The sequence below is a fragment of the Halalkalicoccus sp. CG83 genome (assembly GCF_037081715.1).
Classification (GTDB): Archaea; Halobacteriota; Halobacteria; order Halobacteriales; family Halalkalicoccaceae; genus Halalkalicoccus; species Halalkalicoccus ordinarius.
The window spans coordinates 1380323-1395796 of record NZ_JAZDDH010000001.1; the positions used below are offsets into that span (position 1 = coordinate 1380323).

At 68.0% G+C, this 15474-nt stretch carries 20 protein-coding genes and 1 pseudogene; 12 read left to right on the top strand and 9 right to left on the bottom strand.

Annotated elements, in window-relative coordinates; genetic code table 11:
- Nucleotides 1-26: 26 nt before the first annotated feature.
- The 5 genes and pseudogenes from V0Z78_RS07100 to V0Z78_RS19025 form a co-directional block, all read right to left on the bottom strand.
- Complete coding sequence (locus V0Z78_RS07100) at nucleotides 27-803, bottom strand: SDR family NAD(P)-dependent oxidoreductase (RefSeq protein WP_336343935.1); 777 nt, start codon at nucleotides 801-803, stop codon at nucleotides 27-29.
- A gap of 208 nt (nucleotides 804-1011) precedes the next feature.
- Nucleotides 1012-1203 (bottom strand): hypothetical protein, encoded by a 192-nt coding sequence (locus V0Z78_RS07105; protein WP_336343936.1) that lies wholly within the window; start codon nucleotides 1201-1203, stop codon nucleotides 1012-1014.
- Nucleotides 1182-1697, bottom strand: coding sequence for an ester cyclase (locus tag V0Z78_RS19020; RefSeq protein ID WP_409338677.1), 516 nt, complete (start codon nucleotides 1695-1697; stop codon nucleotides 1182-1184). Before V0Z78_RS19020 ends, V0Z78_RS07105 begins: the two co-directional genes overlap by 22 nt.
- A gap of 217 nt (nucleotides 1698-1914) precedes the next feature.
- The gene (locus tag V0Z78_RS07110; RefSeq protein WP_336343937.1) at nucleotides 1915-2187 is read right to left on the bottom strand and encodes a hypothetical protein; all 273 of its coding nucleotides are present in this window, start codon (nucleotides 2185-2187) and stop codon (nucleotides 1915-1917) included.
- Between the two features lie 44 nt (nucleotides 2188-2231).
- Nucleotides 2232-2501 (bottom strand): annotated as a pseudogene (locus V0Z78_RS19025) (hypothetical protein).
- 120 nt (nucleotides 2502-2621) lie between these two features.
- Here V0Z78_RS19025 and cofD point away from each other — a divergent pair.
- The 6 genes from cofD to asd all read left to right on the top strand — a co-directional run bounded on the left by cofD (nucleotide 2622) and on the right by asd (nucleotide 7166).
- Entirely contained in the window at nucleotides 2622-3608 is a 987-nt protein-coding gene (cofD, locus tag V0Z78_RS07115; protein ID WP_336343938.1) for a 2-phospho-L-lactate transferase, read from the top strand.
- Complete coding sequence (locus tag V0Z78_RS07120) at nucleotides 3608-4351, top strand: tRNA-dihydrouridine synthase (protein WP_336343939.1); 744 nt, start codon at nucleotides 3608-3610, stop codon at nucleotides 4349-4351. Before cofD ends, V0Z78_RS07120 begins: the two co-directional genes overlap by 1 nt.
- Nucleotides 4348-5217, top strand: a complete 870-nt coding sequence (locus V0Z78_RS07125) for a triphosphoribosyl-dephospho-CoA synthase (protein WP_336343940.1) — start codon at nucleotides 4348-4350, stop codon at nucleotides 5215-5217. Before V0Z78_RS07120 ends, V0Z78_RS07125 begins: the two co-directional genes overlap by 4 nt.
- The gene (locus V0Z78_RS07130) at nucleotides 5214-5804 is read left to right on the top strand and encodes a DUF447 domain-containing protein (RefSeq protein ID WP_336343941.1); all 591 of its coding nucleotides are present in this window, start codon (nucleotides 5214-5216) and stop codon (nucleotides 5802-5804) included. The genes V0Z78_RS07125 and V0Z78_RS07130 overlap by 4 nt, the downstream gene beginning before the upstream one ends.
- 66 nt (nucleotides 5805-5870) lie before the next feature.
- Entirely contained in the window at nucleotides 5871-6062 is a 192-nt protein-coding gene (locus V0Z78_RS07135) for a 30S ribosomal protein S17e (RefSeq protein ID WP_336343942.1), read from the top strand.
- Nucleotides 6063-6131: 69 nt separating this feature from the next.
- The gene (gene asd / locus V0Z78_RS07140) at nucleotides 6132-7166 is read left to right on the top strand and encodes an aspartate-semialdehyde dehydrogenase (RefSeq protein WP_336343943.1); all 1035 of its coding nucleotides are present in this window, start codon (nucleotides 6132-6134) and stop codon (nucleotides 7164-7166) included.
- Here the strand turns inward: asd and V0Z78_RS07145 are convergent.
- The 3 genes from V0Z78_RS07145 to V0Z78_RS07155 form a co-directional block, all read right to left on the bottom strand.
- A complete protein-coding gene (locus V0Z78_RS07145; RefSeq protein ID WP_336343944.1) occupies nucleotides 7163-7300 on the bottom strand; it encodes a type II toxin-antitoxin system VapC family toxin in 138 nt (45 codons plus the stop codon). The genes asd and V0Z78_RS07145 overlap by 4 nt on opposite strands.
- 95 nt (nucleotides 7301-7395) lie before the next feature.
- Nucleotides 7396-7563: a PIN domain-containing protein gene (locus V0Z78_RS07150; RefSeq protein ID WP_336343945.1), complete on the bottom strand. Its 168-nt coding sequence runs from the start codon at nucleotides 7561-7563 to the stop codon at nucleotides 7396-7398.
- A 142-nt stretch (nucleotides 7564-7705) separates the two neighbouring features.
- Entirely contained in the window at nucleotides 7706-8665 is a 960-nt protein-coding gene (locus V0Z78_RS07155; RefSeq protein WP_336343946.1) for a D-2-hydroxyacid dehydrogenase, read from the bottom strand.
- 178 nt (nucleotides 8666-8843) lie between these two features.
- Here V0Z78_RS07155 and V0Z78_RS07160 point away from each other — a divergent pair, with 178 nt between their 5' ends.
- Complete coding sequence (locus tag V0Z78_RS07160) at nucleotides 8844-10214, top strand: NAD(P)/FAD-dependent oxidoreductase (protein ID WP_336343947.1); 1371 nt, start codon at nucleotides 8844-8846, stop codon at nucleotides 10212-10214.
- A gap of 62 nt (nucleotides 10215-10276) precedes the next feature.
- Here V0Z78_RS07160 and V0Z78_RS07165 read toward each other — a convergent pair whose 3' ends face one another.
- The gene (locus V0Z78_RS07165; RefSeq protein ID WP_336343948.1) at nucleotides 10277-11563 is read right to left on the bottom strand and encodes a DUF7405 family protein; all 1287 of its coding nucleotides are present in this window, start codon (nucleotides 11561-11563) and stop codon (nucleotides 10277-10279) included.
- Nucleotides 11564-11995: 432 nt separating this feature from the next.
- Here V0Z78_RS07165 and V0Z78_RS07170 point away from each other — a divergent pair, with 432 nt between their 5' ends.
- The 5 genes from V0Z78_RS07170 to V0Z78_RS07190 all read left to right on the top strand — a co-directional run bounded on the left by V0Z78_RS07170 (nucleotide 11996) and on the right by V0Z78_RS07190 (nucleotide 15438).
- A complete protein-coding gene (locus V0Z78_RS07170; RefSeq protein WP_336343949.1) occupies nucleotides 11996-12160 on the top strand; it encodes a hypothetical protein in 165 nt (54 codons plus the stop codon).
- A gap of 50 nt (nucleotides 12161-12210) precedes the next feature.
- On the top strand, nucleotides 12211-13551 hold the full coding sequence (hisD, locus tag V0Z78_RS07175) for a histidinol dehydrogenase (RefSeq protein WP_336343950.1): 1341 nt from the start codon (nucleotides 12211-12213) through the stop codon (nucleotides 13549-13551).
- Between the two features lie 40 nt (nucleotides 13552-13591).
- Nucleotides 13592-14587, top strand: coding sequence for a hypothetical protein (locus tag V0Z78_RS07180; RefSeq protein WP_336343951.1), 996 nt, complete (start codon nucleotides 13592-13594; stop codon nucleotides 14585-14587).
- Between the two features lie 75 nt (nucleotides 14588-14662).
- Complete coding sequence (locus V0Z78_RS07185) at nucleotides 14663-15028, top strand: SHOCT domain-containing protein (RefSeq protein WP_409338678.1); 366 nt, start codon at nucleotides 14663-14665, stop codon at nucleotides 15026-15028.
- Nucleotides 15029-15075: 47 nt separating this feature from the next.
- Nucleotides 15076-15438, top strand: a complete 363-nt coding sequence (locus V0Z78_RS07190) for a HesB/IscA family protein (RefSeq protein ID WP_336343952.1) — start codon at nucleotides 15076-15078, stop codon at nucleotides 15436-15438.
- Nucleotides 15439-15474: the final 36 nt, after the last annotated feature.

The window sequence follows — 15474 nt, forward strand, 5'->3', positions numbered from 1 at the left end:
ACGAGCTCGTCGAGTGAGGACTACTACTAGTACCAGGCCGTTCCGCCGTCGACGTTGAGATCCTGGGCGGTGACGTGTCGCGCGTGCTCGCTCGCGAGAAACGTCGCCATCGCCGCGACGTCCTCGGGCTCGACGAGCTCGCCGAGCGCGGCGTCGTCGGTGAACACGCGCCGTTTCGCCTCCTCGAAGCTCACGCCGAGCGACTCGGCCTGCGCCTCGATCACCCGATCGATCCGCGGTCCGCTGGTCGCGCCCGGACAGATCGCGTTCACCGTGACGTCGTCCTCGCCGAGTTCGAACGCCAGAGTTCGGGTCAGGCCGATCACCGCCGTCTTCGACGCCGTGTACGGAGTGCGGCCCTCGAGAGGGCGCTTCCCGCTGATCGAGGAGACGTTGATCACGCTCGCACGGTCGCTCTCGCGAAGGTGCGATACGGCGTGTTTCGCCGTCAGGAACATGCCGGTGACGTTGACTCGCATGGTCCGCTCCCACTCCTCGAGCGAGACCTCCTCGACCGGCGCCGTCGGCCCCGCGATGCCGGCGTTGTTGACCAGACAGTCGAGGCCGCCGAACTCGTCGACGGTGCGATCGATCGCCTCGCGGACCGACGACTCGTCGGTGACGTCGCCCCTGACCGGGAGCGCCCGTTCGGGGTCGTCGATCAGCTCCGCGGTCCCCTCGATCCCGTCGCTTCTGGCGACCAGCGCGACGTTCGCCCCCGACTCGGCGAACGCGAGCGCGATCTCGCGGCCGATTCCCCCGCTGGCGCCGGTGACGAGCGCCGTCCGTCCGTCCAGATCCATGTGGGTATGACCGGCGGGTAGCGGCATAAACGCTGTCGGTGATTCCGACACGACCTCCGCAGCCACCTGGTATCGGCGCCGGCGCGGTTCGCATGCCGTCGTGTGAATCGATCCACTGGCGTCTCTCCCACTACGACCGATACTGGGAGAGACAGGATCGAACACGGAGATCGGTACAGTGTCGATCAACGGGTCCATTCGATCCGCTTCAACGGCTGTAGAGAACGTACGAAGCGATGAGAAACGTGAAAACGGTTCCCAGGACGGACCCGATAACGGTGTCCCATCCCAGATGGGCGAAGAGAAACAGTCCGACCATCGCGCCGATGAAACAACCGATTATGAAGAAAATCCCTAACTGCCACTCCTCGATGAATTCTATGGCGGTCTCGTTTGCCATATATCGAAATACGACGGCAGAAACCAAAAAGTAGAGTACGTTTGACGGATGAATCTGCTAGCAATGGGTTTACGCTGCTCCCGGAACGCGGGCGTTTTGCCAACCTCATGAACAACGCGGTCCCTTGCCGCAGAAAGGAACGGCGAATTACTCACCGGGCGGTTCGATACCACCGAGCTGCTGGAGCAGGCCAAGCGAGTCATCGATGATCCAGTCTTCCCGCACCTTCCGTCCTCGAAACGGACGACCACCATTCCAGTCCCCTCAACTCGTTTTCCGGTGGGTTCGATACCCACGAGTTCCCCTCGGTGGGTGCCACGCCACGGGTATCTGACCGCGACCGTATCGTCCTCGGTGACGATCCGGTCGGCGGTCACCTCTAGGTCGGGGAAGGTCTTCCGGAACCCATGACCGTACGACTTGTGACCTTCCTGACCGTGAACTTCCTCGGAGGGAGGCATCGTGAAGCACAGAGTCGTCGCCATACCGTTCATCGACGGAGGAGCGATCACCTTCGTTCCGGATCCGCTCGATATCCTCCCGAACGATCGCCTCGAGTTGCTGCGTAGTGGCGACTTCCATACTGTTCTTCATGTTGTTTATGATATATAATGCAATAACGATGTACTGACGCATGCTAACAGGGTAGAGATACGTTGAGACGAGACGGGTCGTCAAAGCCCGTCGTGATCCAGGTCGAATGTCCGCGGTTCACCTTTCTGGACGTGAGTCAGGGTTCAAGGCGCGACGTTGGGTCTGCAGGTAATCGATCCCGAAGTAAAGCAACACCAGTGGGGCGAGTAGTTCGAACAGTAGTCCGCCACGAAGCGTCGACCCGACGAACGTTAGTCGGACGATCCAGAAGAGGCCGAGCGCCACGGCCAGCAGCGCAATCGCGAGGCGCACGAGCACGCCGACCATCCCGGGATCGCCTTTCGGTCGGTCCGCGCCATCCTCTCTCTCGTTTCCGTCACCCTCCGGCATGTAACGTACGCTCGCCGGCGTCGTCTAAGTCGCTTCGCTCCCGCCTAGGACTCGATCTTCTCGACGATCTCGCGGGCCTGCTCCTTCGCCTTCTCCTCGCCGACGTTCTTCCGGCCCAACACCGACGTGACCTCCCAGTCGTCGCTTCCCTCCTTCTTCCCGGTTCGGACCTCGCTGCCCTCCGAGACGGACTCGGCGAGCTCCTTCGCTCAGTCGGGGGTTCGGATCTCGTCGTAGCGATCGGGATCGCGAAACCGCCCGTGGACGTACCCGTCCTCGGTCTCCACCGCCTCGACGTCGGGTACGTCGGCCATGCTCACGCCAGGTCGTGGACTGCCGCCGGTCGTCGTCCACGCCCCCGAGCGTCGACCGGGACGATCGCTACGCGGATCCGAGGGCGAGCGCTTAAGGCCGATCCCCCGCCTACCCCGCGTATGGTGACGTTTCTCTCCGGGGGGACCGGAACGCCGAAGCTCCTCTCGGGGGCCGACGCCGTCTTCGAGCCGGCGGAGACGACCGTCGTCGGCAACACCGGCGACGACGTCGAACTCGGCGGGCTGCTGGTCTGTCCGGACCTCGACACCGTGCTGTTCGAACGCGGCGGGGTCCTCGACCGGGAGACGTGGTGGGGGATCGACGGCGACACCCACGAGACCAACGAGTACCTCCTCGAACTGGCGAGTGCTGCCGGTCTCGAGACGGGGCCGCGCTACCTTCCCGACGCCTGTCAGACCGACGGACGGGAGATCGCCCGCTGGCGGCGGTTCTCGGGGATCGCGGAGTTCATGACGATCGGCGACCGCGACCGCGCGGTCCACCTCACCCGGACCGGGTTGCTCGACGAGGGGCGCTCGCTCACCGAGGTCACCCGAACGCTCGCCGATGCGTTCGGGCTCGCCATCGACCTCGTGCCGATGAGCGACGACCCGCTCGCAACGATGATCCACACCGATCGGGGGGAGATGCACTTCCAGGAGTTCTGGGTCGCCCATCGCGGCGAGCCCGCGATCGAACGCGTCGAGTTCCGCGGCGAAGCGCGGGCGACGGAGGCCGTACTGACCGCTCTCGAAGACCCGGTCGTGATCGGCCCCTCGAACCCGATCACGAGCGTCGGGCCGATCCGTGCGGTCAGGGGGGTCGAGGAACGACTCGCCCGGGTGCCGGTGGTCGTCGTCTCGCCGTTCGTCGAGGACCGCGTCTTCTCGGGCCCCGCGGGCGATCTGATGGCCGCTTCGGGCTACGAGCCCTCGACCGCCGGCGTCGCCGAATGCTATCCGTTCGCCGACGCGTTCGTGCTCGACGACGGCGACGGGACGACGCTCGATCGCCCCGTCGTCCGGACCGACACCGCGATGGACTCGCGAGAGGACGCCGAACGCGTCGCCCGTGCGGTCGAGGAGGCGCTGGGGGGGATCGACTGATGTTCGAGCCACGACTCGCGCTCGCGAGCCTGAGCGGCCGATCGGACGCCGCGTGGGCGAGCGCGGCGAGCGAGCACGCCGGCGCGGCCTTTCTCGGCGGAATCGCCCTCGACGAGCCGTCTCGGGAGGCCGCCCGCGCGCTCGTCGCCCGCGACCGCGACGAGTTCCTGCCGGCGGACCCGATCGCGTTCGTCGACGACCAGCTCTCGGCGCTGTCGGAGACGCCGATCAGAGCGGGATTTAACCTTCGGTCGAGTTCGCCCGAACCGATCGCGACGGCTGCGGCGGTCTGTCGCGCGCACGGCGCGATCTGCGAGATCAACGCCCACTGTCGCCAGGAAGAGCTGTGTGCGGTCGGCTGCGGGGAGACGCTCCTTCGGGAGAGCGACCGGCTCCGCGAGTACGTCTGCGCGGCCGACGCCGAGGGCGCGACGGTGAGCGTGAAGGTCCGTGCGGAGGTCGACGGGGTGAATCTCGCCGAGACCGCCCGACTGGTCGAGCGGGCGGGTGCGGACGCGATCCACGTCGACGCGATGGATTCGGAGGAGGTGATCCGAACGGTGACGGACGCCGCCGATCTGTTCGTGATCGCGAACAACGAGGTTCGCGACGCCGCGAGCGTCCGGGAGTACCTCGCGTACGGCGCGGACGCGGTGAGCGTCGGCCGACCCAGCGACGACCCCCGGGTGCTCGCACGGATACGGGAGGTCCTCGACCGGCTCTCCCGGGAGGCCCACGCGTGAACGCGAACACGAGCGCGCGGACACGAACGGCGGCACAGAACGCCGAACTCGCGCTGCTGCTCGAGGTCGCGGGGACGCCCAAGCCGGGCAACGTCGACCGACGGCGCGATCTGTCCGACCTGCGCTTCGAGCAGTTCCTCGCGGGCGCCGTCGGTGCGGGCGAGGGGTTGCGGGACGCGGAAGCCGGCGATCCCATCGGCGAGGCGTTCGAACGGGCGGTCGGGGGGATGGCCGCCGGCCACGGTCAGAACACCCAGTTCGGCGCGCTTCTCCTGCTCGTGCCGCTCGTCCGCGCCGCGATCGAAGACGGGGGGACGCTCTCGCCCGAGGGCGTACGACGGGTCGTCGAGGCGACTACCGTCGAGGACGCCGCCGCGTTCTACCGGGCGTTCGAGTACTGCGAGGTGTTCGTCGACGACCCGCCCGAGGACGCCGCCGACCTCGACGTTCGGCGCGGGAGCGAAGCCGTCCCCGCCCTCGAACGCCGCGGGCTGACGCTCCTCGACGTGATGCGCCTGAGCGAGGCCGAGGACGACGTCGCCCGCGAGTGGACGGGCGGCTTCGAGCGCTCGTTCCGGGCCGCGGAACTGATCACTGAGTCCGAGGGGCCGCTCTCGGATCGCGGCGCACGGGCGTTTCTCGACCTGCTCGCGGAGCGACCCGACACGCTCGTCGCGAAGAAACACGGGGAGAGGGTCGCCGAGGGGGCGATGGAGCGGGCGAAACGGACACGCGACGCGGGCGATCCAGACGCGATCGAGGCGCTCGCCGAGGCGTTCGTCGAGGAGGGGATCAATCCGGGAACGACCGCCGACATCGTCGCCGCGGGGCTGTTCGTCGCGCTCGAACGGGGAGTCGAGCCGTGAGCGACGGCTGGCCGGTCGAGCTACGCGGCGCCACCGAGTCGGTCGTCGCAACGCTCGGGCCGAACGACCGGTGGAACCTCGCGGCGCTCGGGCTGTTCGCCGGCGAGCCGGTGACCTCGCGGACGTGGGGAAACACCCGGACGCGGCGGAATCTCCACCGGCGAGGTGGGGGGTACGTCCAGTTCACCCGGGATCCGATGGAGTTCGTCGAGGCGGCGCTGGGAGTCTACGAGCGCGACGACCCCGTCCTTCCTTCCGCGGACGCCTGGGTCCGCGTCGAGGTCGAGCGGGTCGACGCCGGCGAGGACGGCGGCACCCGCTGGGAGGAGTGGGCGCACACGCCGGTCGAGACGGGGATCGAACGGCGCGTCGTCCCGACGACCAACCGCGGCTACAACGCCGTCATCGAGGCGACGGTCGCGGCCTCGCGGCTCGGCGTCGCAGCTTACGATACCGCCGAGCTCGAGGAACGCCTCGTCTACTTCGAGGGCGTGGTCGAGCGCTGTGGCGCCGCACGCGAGCGCGAGGCGATGGCGCGCCTCCGCGAACTGTCGGACTGGGACGGGCGGGACGAACGGCCCGACTGAGGCGACCGAAACGACCGAAACGCTCGAAACGAATCCTTTTAGGCCGCCACCCCAGTAGAGCCCGCCATGGCGATCAAACCGGCCTACGTCAAGAAGACGGGGACGCTCCTCATCGAGCGTTACCCCGAGGCGTTCAACGACGACTTCGATCACAACAAACGAAGCGTCCGCGAACTGACCAACATCGAGTCCAAGGGCGTCCGAAACCGGATCGCGGGCTACGTCACCCGGAAACAGGAACAGGCCGCCCAGGCGTAGCGCGGCAGCTTTTGCGGGTTTTCTCCCGATCCAAACGGTTTTGAACCGGGCCGACCCTACCCTGCGCTAATGACTCACACCGTTGGCGTGCTCGGCGCGACCGGCGCCGTCGGACAGCGACTCATCCAGCTTCTCGATCCTCACCCCGAGTTCGAGATCGCGTGTCTCACCGCGAGCCCCGAGAGCGCGGGCCGGCCCTACCGCGACGCGGCCAAGTGGCGGATCAGCACACCGATCCCCGAGGACGTGGCGGAGATCACGGTCGCGGAGACCGATCCCGAGGCGGTGCCCGACGACGTCGACATGCTCTTCTCCTCGCTTCCCTCCTCGGTCGGCGAGCGCGTCGAGCCCGACTTCGCGGAGGCGGGCTACGTCGTCTCCTCGAACTCCTCGAACCAGCGCATGGCGCCCGACGTCCCGCTCGTGATCCCCGAGGTGAACGCCGACCACCTCGCTATGCTCGAGGTCCAGCGCGACGAGCGCGGCTGGGACGGCGCGCTCGTGAAGAACCCCAACTGCTCGACGATCACGATGGTCCCCACGCTCGCGGCGCTCGATACGTTCGGACTTTCGAGAGTGCACGTCGCCACCCTCCAGGCCGTCTCGGGGGCGGGCTACTCCGGCGTCACGTCGATGGAGATCATCGACAACGCCGTCCCGCACATCGGCGGCGAGGAGGAGAAGATGGAGTCCGAGTCCCGAAAGCTGCTGGGGGCCTTCGACGGCGCCGAACTCTCGCTGCACGACGCGACGGTCTCGGCGTCCTGTAACCGCATCCCCACGCTCGACGGCCACCTCGAGAACGTCTGGGCCGAGACCGAGGAGGAGGCGAGCGCGGAGGACGCGATCGAGGCGATGGAGACCTACGACTCGATCGATCTGCCCTCCTCGCCGGACCCCCTCATCCACGTCTTCGAGGAGCCGGAACGACCCCAGCCCCGGCTGGACCGTGAGCGCGAGAACGGCATGCAGATCTGTGCCGGCGGCGTCCGCGAGAGCGAGACCGGGCTCCAGTACAACTGTCTCGCGCACAACACGCTTCGGGGCGCGGCGGGCGCGAGCGTGCTGAACGGCGAGCTGCTCGCCGAGCAGGGCTACATCTAGTAGAACTCGACTGCGACGCCGTCGAACCGCTCGAAGTCCCCGGTATGCCTCGTCACCACCGTCGCGCCGAGCGACCGTGCCACGCCGGCGATCAGTACGTCCCCCGCGAGCGAGTCGATGCCGCCGTGGTTCACGTCGGGATCGTCGTATGGCGTCGCCTCGAGCGCCCCGGCGTGGTACGCGTGCCCGACGGTAACCGGGACGATCCGGAGCCAGCCGTAGTTCGCCGTCAGATCGGCTCGCGACGGGGTGCCAATGAGGTATTCCCGACCGCGAGTTCCTTCATACAGACCGTCGAGGTGACGAACTCCTCGTCCCCGGAGTTGGCGAGGTAGCTCGCGACCGCCTCCCGACCTCGTTCGTAGCCGATCAGAAACGTGGTGTCGAGAAGTCTCACTCTTCGGTCTCGTTGGTCATGGCGTTGAGCGCGCGTCGCTGACGTACCGCCAGCCCCTCGTTCGTTGCCGTACGGTGGACTGAAACGATCTCCTCGAGACGTTCACCCTCCCCTTCCCAGAGCGAACACAATCCGCTGTCGGCTACAGCACCTGGTTCTCTAGATCCGTCTCGCCAGCGTCGAGGCGCTCGACGTTCTCCGCGACGATGTCGGCGAGCCTGACGTAGTATCGGGGCGTGTGGCCGGCGTTGTGCGGCGTGATCTGGACGTTGTCGAAGCCCCACAGCGGGTGGTCCTCGGGGAGGGGCTCGGGGTCGGTGACGTCGAGCGCGGCCCCGCGAAGTTTGTTGCGCCGGATCGCGTCCACGAGCGCCTCCGTCTCGACGACGGGGCCGCGCGCGATATTTACCAAGAGAGCGTCCTCGGGCAGCGTCACGAGCTCCTCCTCGCCGATCAGCCCCTCGGTGGTGTCCGTGAGCGGGCAGGCGAGCACCAGGACGTCCGTGCGCGAGAACGCCTCGTGGAGGTCCTCGGAATCGAAGCCGATCACCTCGTCGGTCGGCCCGCCCTTCTCGGGGGTGTAGCGAACCCCGACGGTGTCGACGCCGAACCCCTCCAACCGATCGACGATCGACTCGCCGATCGCGCCCAGACCGACCACGGTGACGGTCGAGCCCATGAACTCGTCGGTCTGATAGTGGCGCCACTCGCGGTCGCGCTGGCGGTCCCGCCCCTCGAAGAAGTCCCGGTAGAAGGCGAGGATCGAGCCGAGCACCTGTTCGGCGATGTTCGGACCGTGGACGCCCGCGGCGTTCGTCACCGCTACGCCGGCGTCCTCGAGGGCGTCCATCGGCAGGTGGCCCGTCCCCGCGTACGCACACGCGAACAGTTCGAGCGTCTCGGCCTGGGAGAGCAGTTCCTCGTCGATGTCCATCCCGACGGCGACGGGCGCCTCGCGGATCAGCTCCCGTTCGTCCTCCGGCGTCGTCGCCACCCGGACCTCGTGGTCGGGCAGTCGATCGCGGATCTCGGCCGCGAGGTCGGCGACGGGCATGCCGTGGGTTCCGCGGCGAAGCACCAGCACGTCGAACGGGTCGGTCATGCCGGATCCCTCTCGCCGACGGAAAGTCATACTGTCGGTCGTCCCCGAGCGATCCCTGCGGGTTCGGCGGTTCATCCGAGCCCCGATCGTCCGACTGGCCCGTTCTCGGCCCCGTGATCCCGACGCTCCACCCGGGTTGCTTCAGGGGTTTTAAGACCGTACGAGCGAGGTTCGGTGTATGGAGCGCGTTGACGTTGCGATCGTCGGTGGCGGCCCCGCCGGAATGGCGGCCGCCGAGGCGGCCGCTCGGCGGGACGCGAGCGTCGTCGCCGTCGAGAAGGGGGTCCCACGGGCGGATCGCACGGAACTGGGGCCGGACTCGACGGACGCCGCCGGGATGCTCGATTACTGGGTCGATCTCATGGGCATCCCATTCGAGGAGATCCCCGACGAGGTCGTCCTCCGGGAGCTCGACCGTACGGAGTTCGTCGGCCCCACCGAGCGCTGTACGATGTACTCGACCGGGATCGACTCCTCCTACCCCGGTTTCGGCTTCACCTTCGACCGGCCCCGAATGGACGACTGGCTGCGCGAGCGCGCCGAGGACGCCGGCGCCGAGTACCGCGTCGGAAGCGGGGTCAAGCGCGTCGAGAGCGATCTCTCCTCGGGCCACCGCCACACCCTCACGCTCGGCGACGGCTCGGAGATCGAGGCCGAACACCTGATCCTCGCGGACGGCCCGCAGCGAAACGTCACGATCCCGACGCTCGATCAGTTCGTCCCCGCCGGGCGATCGATGAGTGACGTCCTCGGAACCCACGCGAACCACATCGCCTACCAGGAGCACCGTCGGATCCCCGAGGAGGTCTTCGACGAGAGCGCGCTGAAGTTCTGGTGGGGGTACATCCCCGGGAAGACGGCCTACCCGTGGGTCTTCCCCAACGACGGAAACGTCGCCCGGGTCGGGCTGACGATGCCGATCGGGATGGACCTCGCGGACGTCGAGAACCCCGAGGACTACCCGCTTTTGGACCCGGACGACGAGCAGCTCCCCTCGGGGGCGATCTACCTCCGACGCCTGCTCGAACGCGAGTACGGCGACCGCTACGACGTCGAGGAGGACTTCCCGCTCGTCTCCGATCGCGGGAAGCGCGGCGGTACCGAGGCGTACCCCATCTCCTCGACACGGCCGATCGACTCGCCGACGAGAGCCGGGATCGCCGTCGCGGGCGGCGCGATGGGCACCACCTCGGCGTTCCACGAGGGGGGCTACCACGTCGCGGTACGTTCGGGGAGGATCGCCGGCCGGCTCGCGGCGATCGGCGACCTCGAGACGTACAACGACACCTGGAAGGGCGTCATCGGCGAGGAGATAACGCGAAACGTCGCCATGGCGAGGATGGTCGAGGACTACACCCCCGCCGACTGGGACCGCACCTTCCGGACCGCCCGCAGGATGCTCGCGGAAGCACAGGGGCTCGAGATGCTGGACCGCAGGTTCAGCGCCGGGATCGACGCCACGCGGCTGCTGTTCGCCTATCGAAAGGCGCGCTTCGCGTTTCGCGGCGACCGGTACGTTCAGTTCCGCGAATCGGAGTACGTGCTGTAGTCCGTCGGCTCGCTTCTGTATGGCGCCCCCGACCCGCCGAATTCCGATCGCCGTCGCCCCGGTTACGCGTCGTCCGGCCGCGGCGTCGGAAACGCCCGATGGGCGCGCGGTGGAAGGAGGTAGTTGCCCCGACGACGGACGGTGAGGTACTGGAGGATGCCGTTGTTGGCGATCCGGCCGACGCCGCTCTCCTCGGCGACGTCCGCGCCGGTCATCGCCTCGCGGACGCGGACGAACTCCTCGATCTCGCGCTGGAGCGTGAGGAACTGGAGTCCGGGGCGGTCGTCGTCGGTCGTGTTGAAGTCCCGTCGCAGGAGGAGCGGTTCGCCGTCCTCGCGGGCGCGGGCGGCCTTCTGGGCGTGACCGACGACGCCACGACTGCGGGCGTCATCGATCGTCGACGCGATCCGCTCGTCGGTGAGCGCGTTCGATTCCTCGAGCTTCTCGCCGTACTCGCCGACCAGGTCTTCGTTCGCGTGTTCGTGACTGAACAGCTTCGCGACGCGCTGGAACTGCGAGTCCTGCTCATACCACTGGCGGAGGTCGATCGCAAGCGTCGAGACGTGCTGGGTCGTCCCGCCGGCGAACGGGCCCTCGTCGATCGTCACGCGGTCCTCGGTCGCCTGGCTCTCCTGGAAGCCCGAGCGAAAGCCCATGAAGAAGGGTGCCTCCTCGTGGATCGGTTCGGAGTCGGGGACGCCCTCGACGTCCTGGTGCTCGGCGGGGAGGCCCGCGCCGACGAAGCCGGTGTGGCGCTCGCGCTCTGCAACGAGATCGGCGATCGTCGTCCCGACGGGCTCGCCGTTGACCTCCTCGACCTCGCCGAACAGCGCCTCCTCGGCCGCGAGGACGGGCTCGGGGTGGTCGCTCGCGAGGTGGATCAGGAGGTCGCCGGCCTCGAACTCCGGCTGCTCGAACTCCGTGAGGGCGGACGGTTCGGGCAGGTCGACACCCGCGGGTCCCTCGCCGAACCGGTCGAAATAGGCGGGGGTGTAGCCGACGGTGAACAGCAGGCCGTCGTGGCTCCGCTCGTAGGCGCGTTCGAGCGTTCGAAGCGCCGCCTCGAAGCGCTCCCGGTCGTCGTCGGTCGGATCGTTCGCGAGGGTCAGCGAAAGCAGGACGTGGTGTCTCGAGGGGACGATGTTCTCGTTCTCGTCGCCCGAGAGCACCGCGTTCCAGGCGTGCTGGCGCTCGGGGTGCGCGTCCGGGTCGTCGGTTCCCGACGGGATCTCAGCGCGCTCCTCCTCGCCGAGGTCGAGGCAGGAGGCGAGCGCGCTCGTGCCGCCGGCGGCGACCAGCGCCTTGAGATACTCGCGCCGCGGGAGGGCGTCGCGGTCGGGGAGCGTCATCGGATTCGAGTAGGGGCCACGCGAGGAAGTACCTGTTCTCCGCGGTCGCCGCGCCGGCCGCGAGCGTACGGCCGGGTCGGGACGCAGGGCTTAATCAGTCCGCGAGCGTAGCGTCGGGTGCGCACCTCAAGTCCCCGCCCGAGCATTCCCGTCAGGGAGCGATGACCGCGCGGAGAACCCGGGTGTGCGACATGCGGTCCGTCCGTGACCGTCACGCGGAACGACCGCGAACGGAACCGCCCGGCACGAGGGTTTCCCGGCCGACGCGGCACGCCGCCACGGGATGAGGCCGGTCGTTAGTGTTCCGGGCGACATCTTCGACGCTGTGAGATGGGGAGCGACCGCTCTCGACGCCGCGACGACACGCCGAACGATTCGGGTTCGGGCCGTCGAACGGACTATATGTGAGAGGGTCCTATTGGCGCCGTAGAGATGCTCGAACGACTCTCAGGGCTCTCGGACGACGTCCGCGAGGTCGTCCAGGAGTTCTTCCGCGACAACGGCATGCTCGGCTCCATCGTCGCCTTCGCGCTCGTTTTCGGTGCCGTCATGACCGCGGTGGTGATGGTCGTCCTCATCGCCGGTCTGCTGGCGTAGCGCCGGCGATCGATGGAAACGACTTTTCGAGCCACGGCCGAAGCGCTCCCATGAACGTCCAGCCAGTCGCCGATCTCACTCCCGAACGACGCCGCGCGCTGTTCGAGCGCGACGCCGGCATCGACACGGTTCGGAGCGACGTCCGCGGGATCGTCGAACGCGTCCGCGAGGAGGGCGACGTCGCCGTCCGGGAGTTCTCCCAGGAGTTCGACGGCGTCGACGTCGGAAACCTCGAGATCACGGACGAGGCCGAACGCGCCTACGAGGCGATCGACGGCGACCTCCGCGAGGCGATCGACACCGCCGCCGCCAACGTCCGGGAGTTCCACGAACGCCAGCGTCCCGAGGACTGGCGCGCGGCGTTCGACGAGGGCCGCGAACTCGGACGGCGCTTTCGTCCGCTCGATCGCGTCGGCGTCTACGTCCCCGGCGGCGCTGCGGCCTACCCCTCGAGCGCGCTGATGGGCGTGATCCCGGCGAAGGTAGCGGGCGTCGAGGACGTCCGCGTCGCGACCCCGCCAGCGAAGGAGATCAACCCCGCCACGCTGGCGGCGATCCACGCCGCGGGCGCCGACGAGGTCTACAGCGTCGGCGGCGCACAGGCGATCGCCGCGCTCGCCTACGGCACCGAGTCGATTCCGCCCGTCCGGAAGGTCGTCGGCCCCGGCAACCGGTGGGTGACCGCCGCGAAGGCCGAGGTCCGGGGCGACTGCGAGATCGACTTCCTCGCCGGACCGAGCGAGGTGCTCGTGCTCGCCGACGGGACAGCTAGTCCAGAATTCGTCGCGAGCGACCTGCTCGCGCAGGCCGAACACGACCCGAACGCATCGGCCGTGGCCGTCAGTGACGACCGCGAGACGGCCGAGGCGATCGTGAGCGAACTCGAGCGCCGCGTCGGGGAGCGAGAACGGGCCGAGACGATCCGCGAGGCGCTCGCAAGCGACGCGAGCGGCGTACTCCTCGCGCGCTCGATGAGCGAGGCGATCCTCTTCGCCGAGGAGTACGCCGCGGAACACCTCTCGATCCAGGCCGACGACGACGAGACGATCCTGGAGCGGATCAGTAGTGCAGGAAGCGTCTTCCTCGGGCCCCACACCCCCGTCGCCGCGGGCGACTACGCCAGCGGGACGAACCACGTGCTTCCGACCAACGGTCTCGCGAAGGTCACCGGCGGACTCTCGGTCGAACAGTTCCTCCGCGCGACGACGGTCCAGCGGCTCTCGTCCGAGGGACTCGACGACCTCGCGGACACCGTCGACACGCTCTCGCGGGCGGAGGGACTCGAGGCCCACGCCGAGAGCGTCACCGTCCGGCTTCGAGAGCGACCGGAACACGAGAGCGAAGGCGAAAGCGAAGGACGCGACGACCGCGAGCGCCTGCCCGAGGACTGAGACGACACCCTTTCAGCGACGGCGGCACGTCCTTCGACCGATGAGCGACGTCGAGAGAAGCGAGGAGGGAGTCGTCGACCGAGCGGCACGGTGGGTCCTGTTCGACGGCTCGCGCTGGGCCGTCGCGGCCGCGTCACTCGTCCCGGTCGCGATCGTCCTCGGGTGGATGGCGGGGACGAGATTCCTGGTCGTGACCAACACCGGGCCGCTCCAGTTCCTGTTCAGCGCGTTCGTGGGCGGGAACTTCACCCTCATTACGGTCGTCCTCTCGGTCAACCAGCTCGTGCTCTCACGCCAGCTCGAGGCCCCCGGCGAGGTCCGCTCACAGATCGAGGACGTCCACGAGTACCGTGACGAGGTCGAGTCCTCTGCCCCGCGGGACGTCGCCCCCGTCTTCCCGCCGGAGTTCTTCCTGCTGTTGCTCGAGACCGCGCGACGTCGGGTCCAGGATCTCGGCGGCCTGATCGTCGGTAACGCTCCCAACGGGTTGCGCGGGGACGTCGACGAACTCGTCGAGACGGTGACCACGCGGATCGACCGGACCCACGAGCTCTACGAGCAGTCGGACACCGGCATTCTCGAGATCCTGATAGCGGCGCTGGACACGAACTACGCGGGACAGATCCGCGACGCACGGAGGATCAAACGCGACTATCGGGGGTCGCTTCCCGACCACGCGGAGGAGGGCCTGGACGAGCTCATCCACACCTTAGAGCACATCGACGTCGCGCGCCAGTACCTCAAGACGCTCTACATCCAGAACGAGCTCGCGCGCTTCTCGCGGATGCTGCTCTACGTCGGCGTGCCGGCGATGTTCGTCGCGGTCTGTGTCCTTGCCGCGTTCACGACCGAGCCCAACCTCAGGGGGCCGGATCCGATCTTCCGTGCCGTCGTCGTGGGGGCGACCGTGATCGGATTGATGCCGCTCTCGGTGCTGTTCGCGTTCGTCCTCCGGGTCGCGACGATCTCCCAGCAGACGATCGCGATCACGCCGTTCACGACGAGCCAGCAGGAGTCAGACGACCGTTCCGGCTGAACGACGGGCACTTCGACGGGGCCACGAGAGTCGGTGTGAGCAAACGTTTTGTACGACCGAATGAACAATGATATCATGGGTGACGACAGGGACGGACTGCTCATCCTCAGTACGATCCTTCTGTTGGCGATCGTCCTTCCCCTCCTGATCCTCGAAGCCCCCTGGCTGCTCGCGCTCGCGATGGTGCTGCTCGCGGGCTACTGGTGGCAGACGGGAGAGAACCCGGTGACGGCGACCGTCGAGGCCGTTCGGAACGAGCGGGAGTCGACTCCCCCCGGCGCGTCACGGGAGAATGCCGGCGACGACCCGGTAGCCGCCCTCCGGGAGCGCTACGCTCGGGGCCAGATCGACGAGGAGGAGTTCGAACGCCGGCTCGACCGACTGCTCGCGACCGAGCCCGATGAACTGCACCGCGAGCGCGAACGGACGTACGAGCGGTAGTGTGTGTGAGCGTCACAGTTAACCGCCTCGGGGATAGACGATAGCGTATGAGCACCGAGACTGCCGCCGGCGCGAACCCGGAGATCCAGGTCTCCCCGACGGCCGCGGAACAGGCGTTGGACCTCCTGGAGGGCGAGGGCCTCGACACCGATCTCGCCGGTCTGCGGCTGTTCGTTCAGCAGGGCGGCTGTGCCGGCCTCTCGTACGGGATGCGCTTCGACGACGAACCGGAGGAGGACGACACCGTCTACGAACACCACGGACTGCGCGTGTTCGTCGACCCCGCGAGCATGAACTACATCGAGGGGAGCCAGCTCGACTACGAGTCCGGCCTGCAGGGCGCGGGCTTCCACGTCGAGAACCCAAACGTCGTCAGCGAGTGTGGCTGCGGCGAGTCGTTCCGCACCTAACGAAAGCCCTCGCTCGGCGCTGGCACGCCTCGCTCG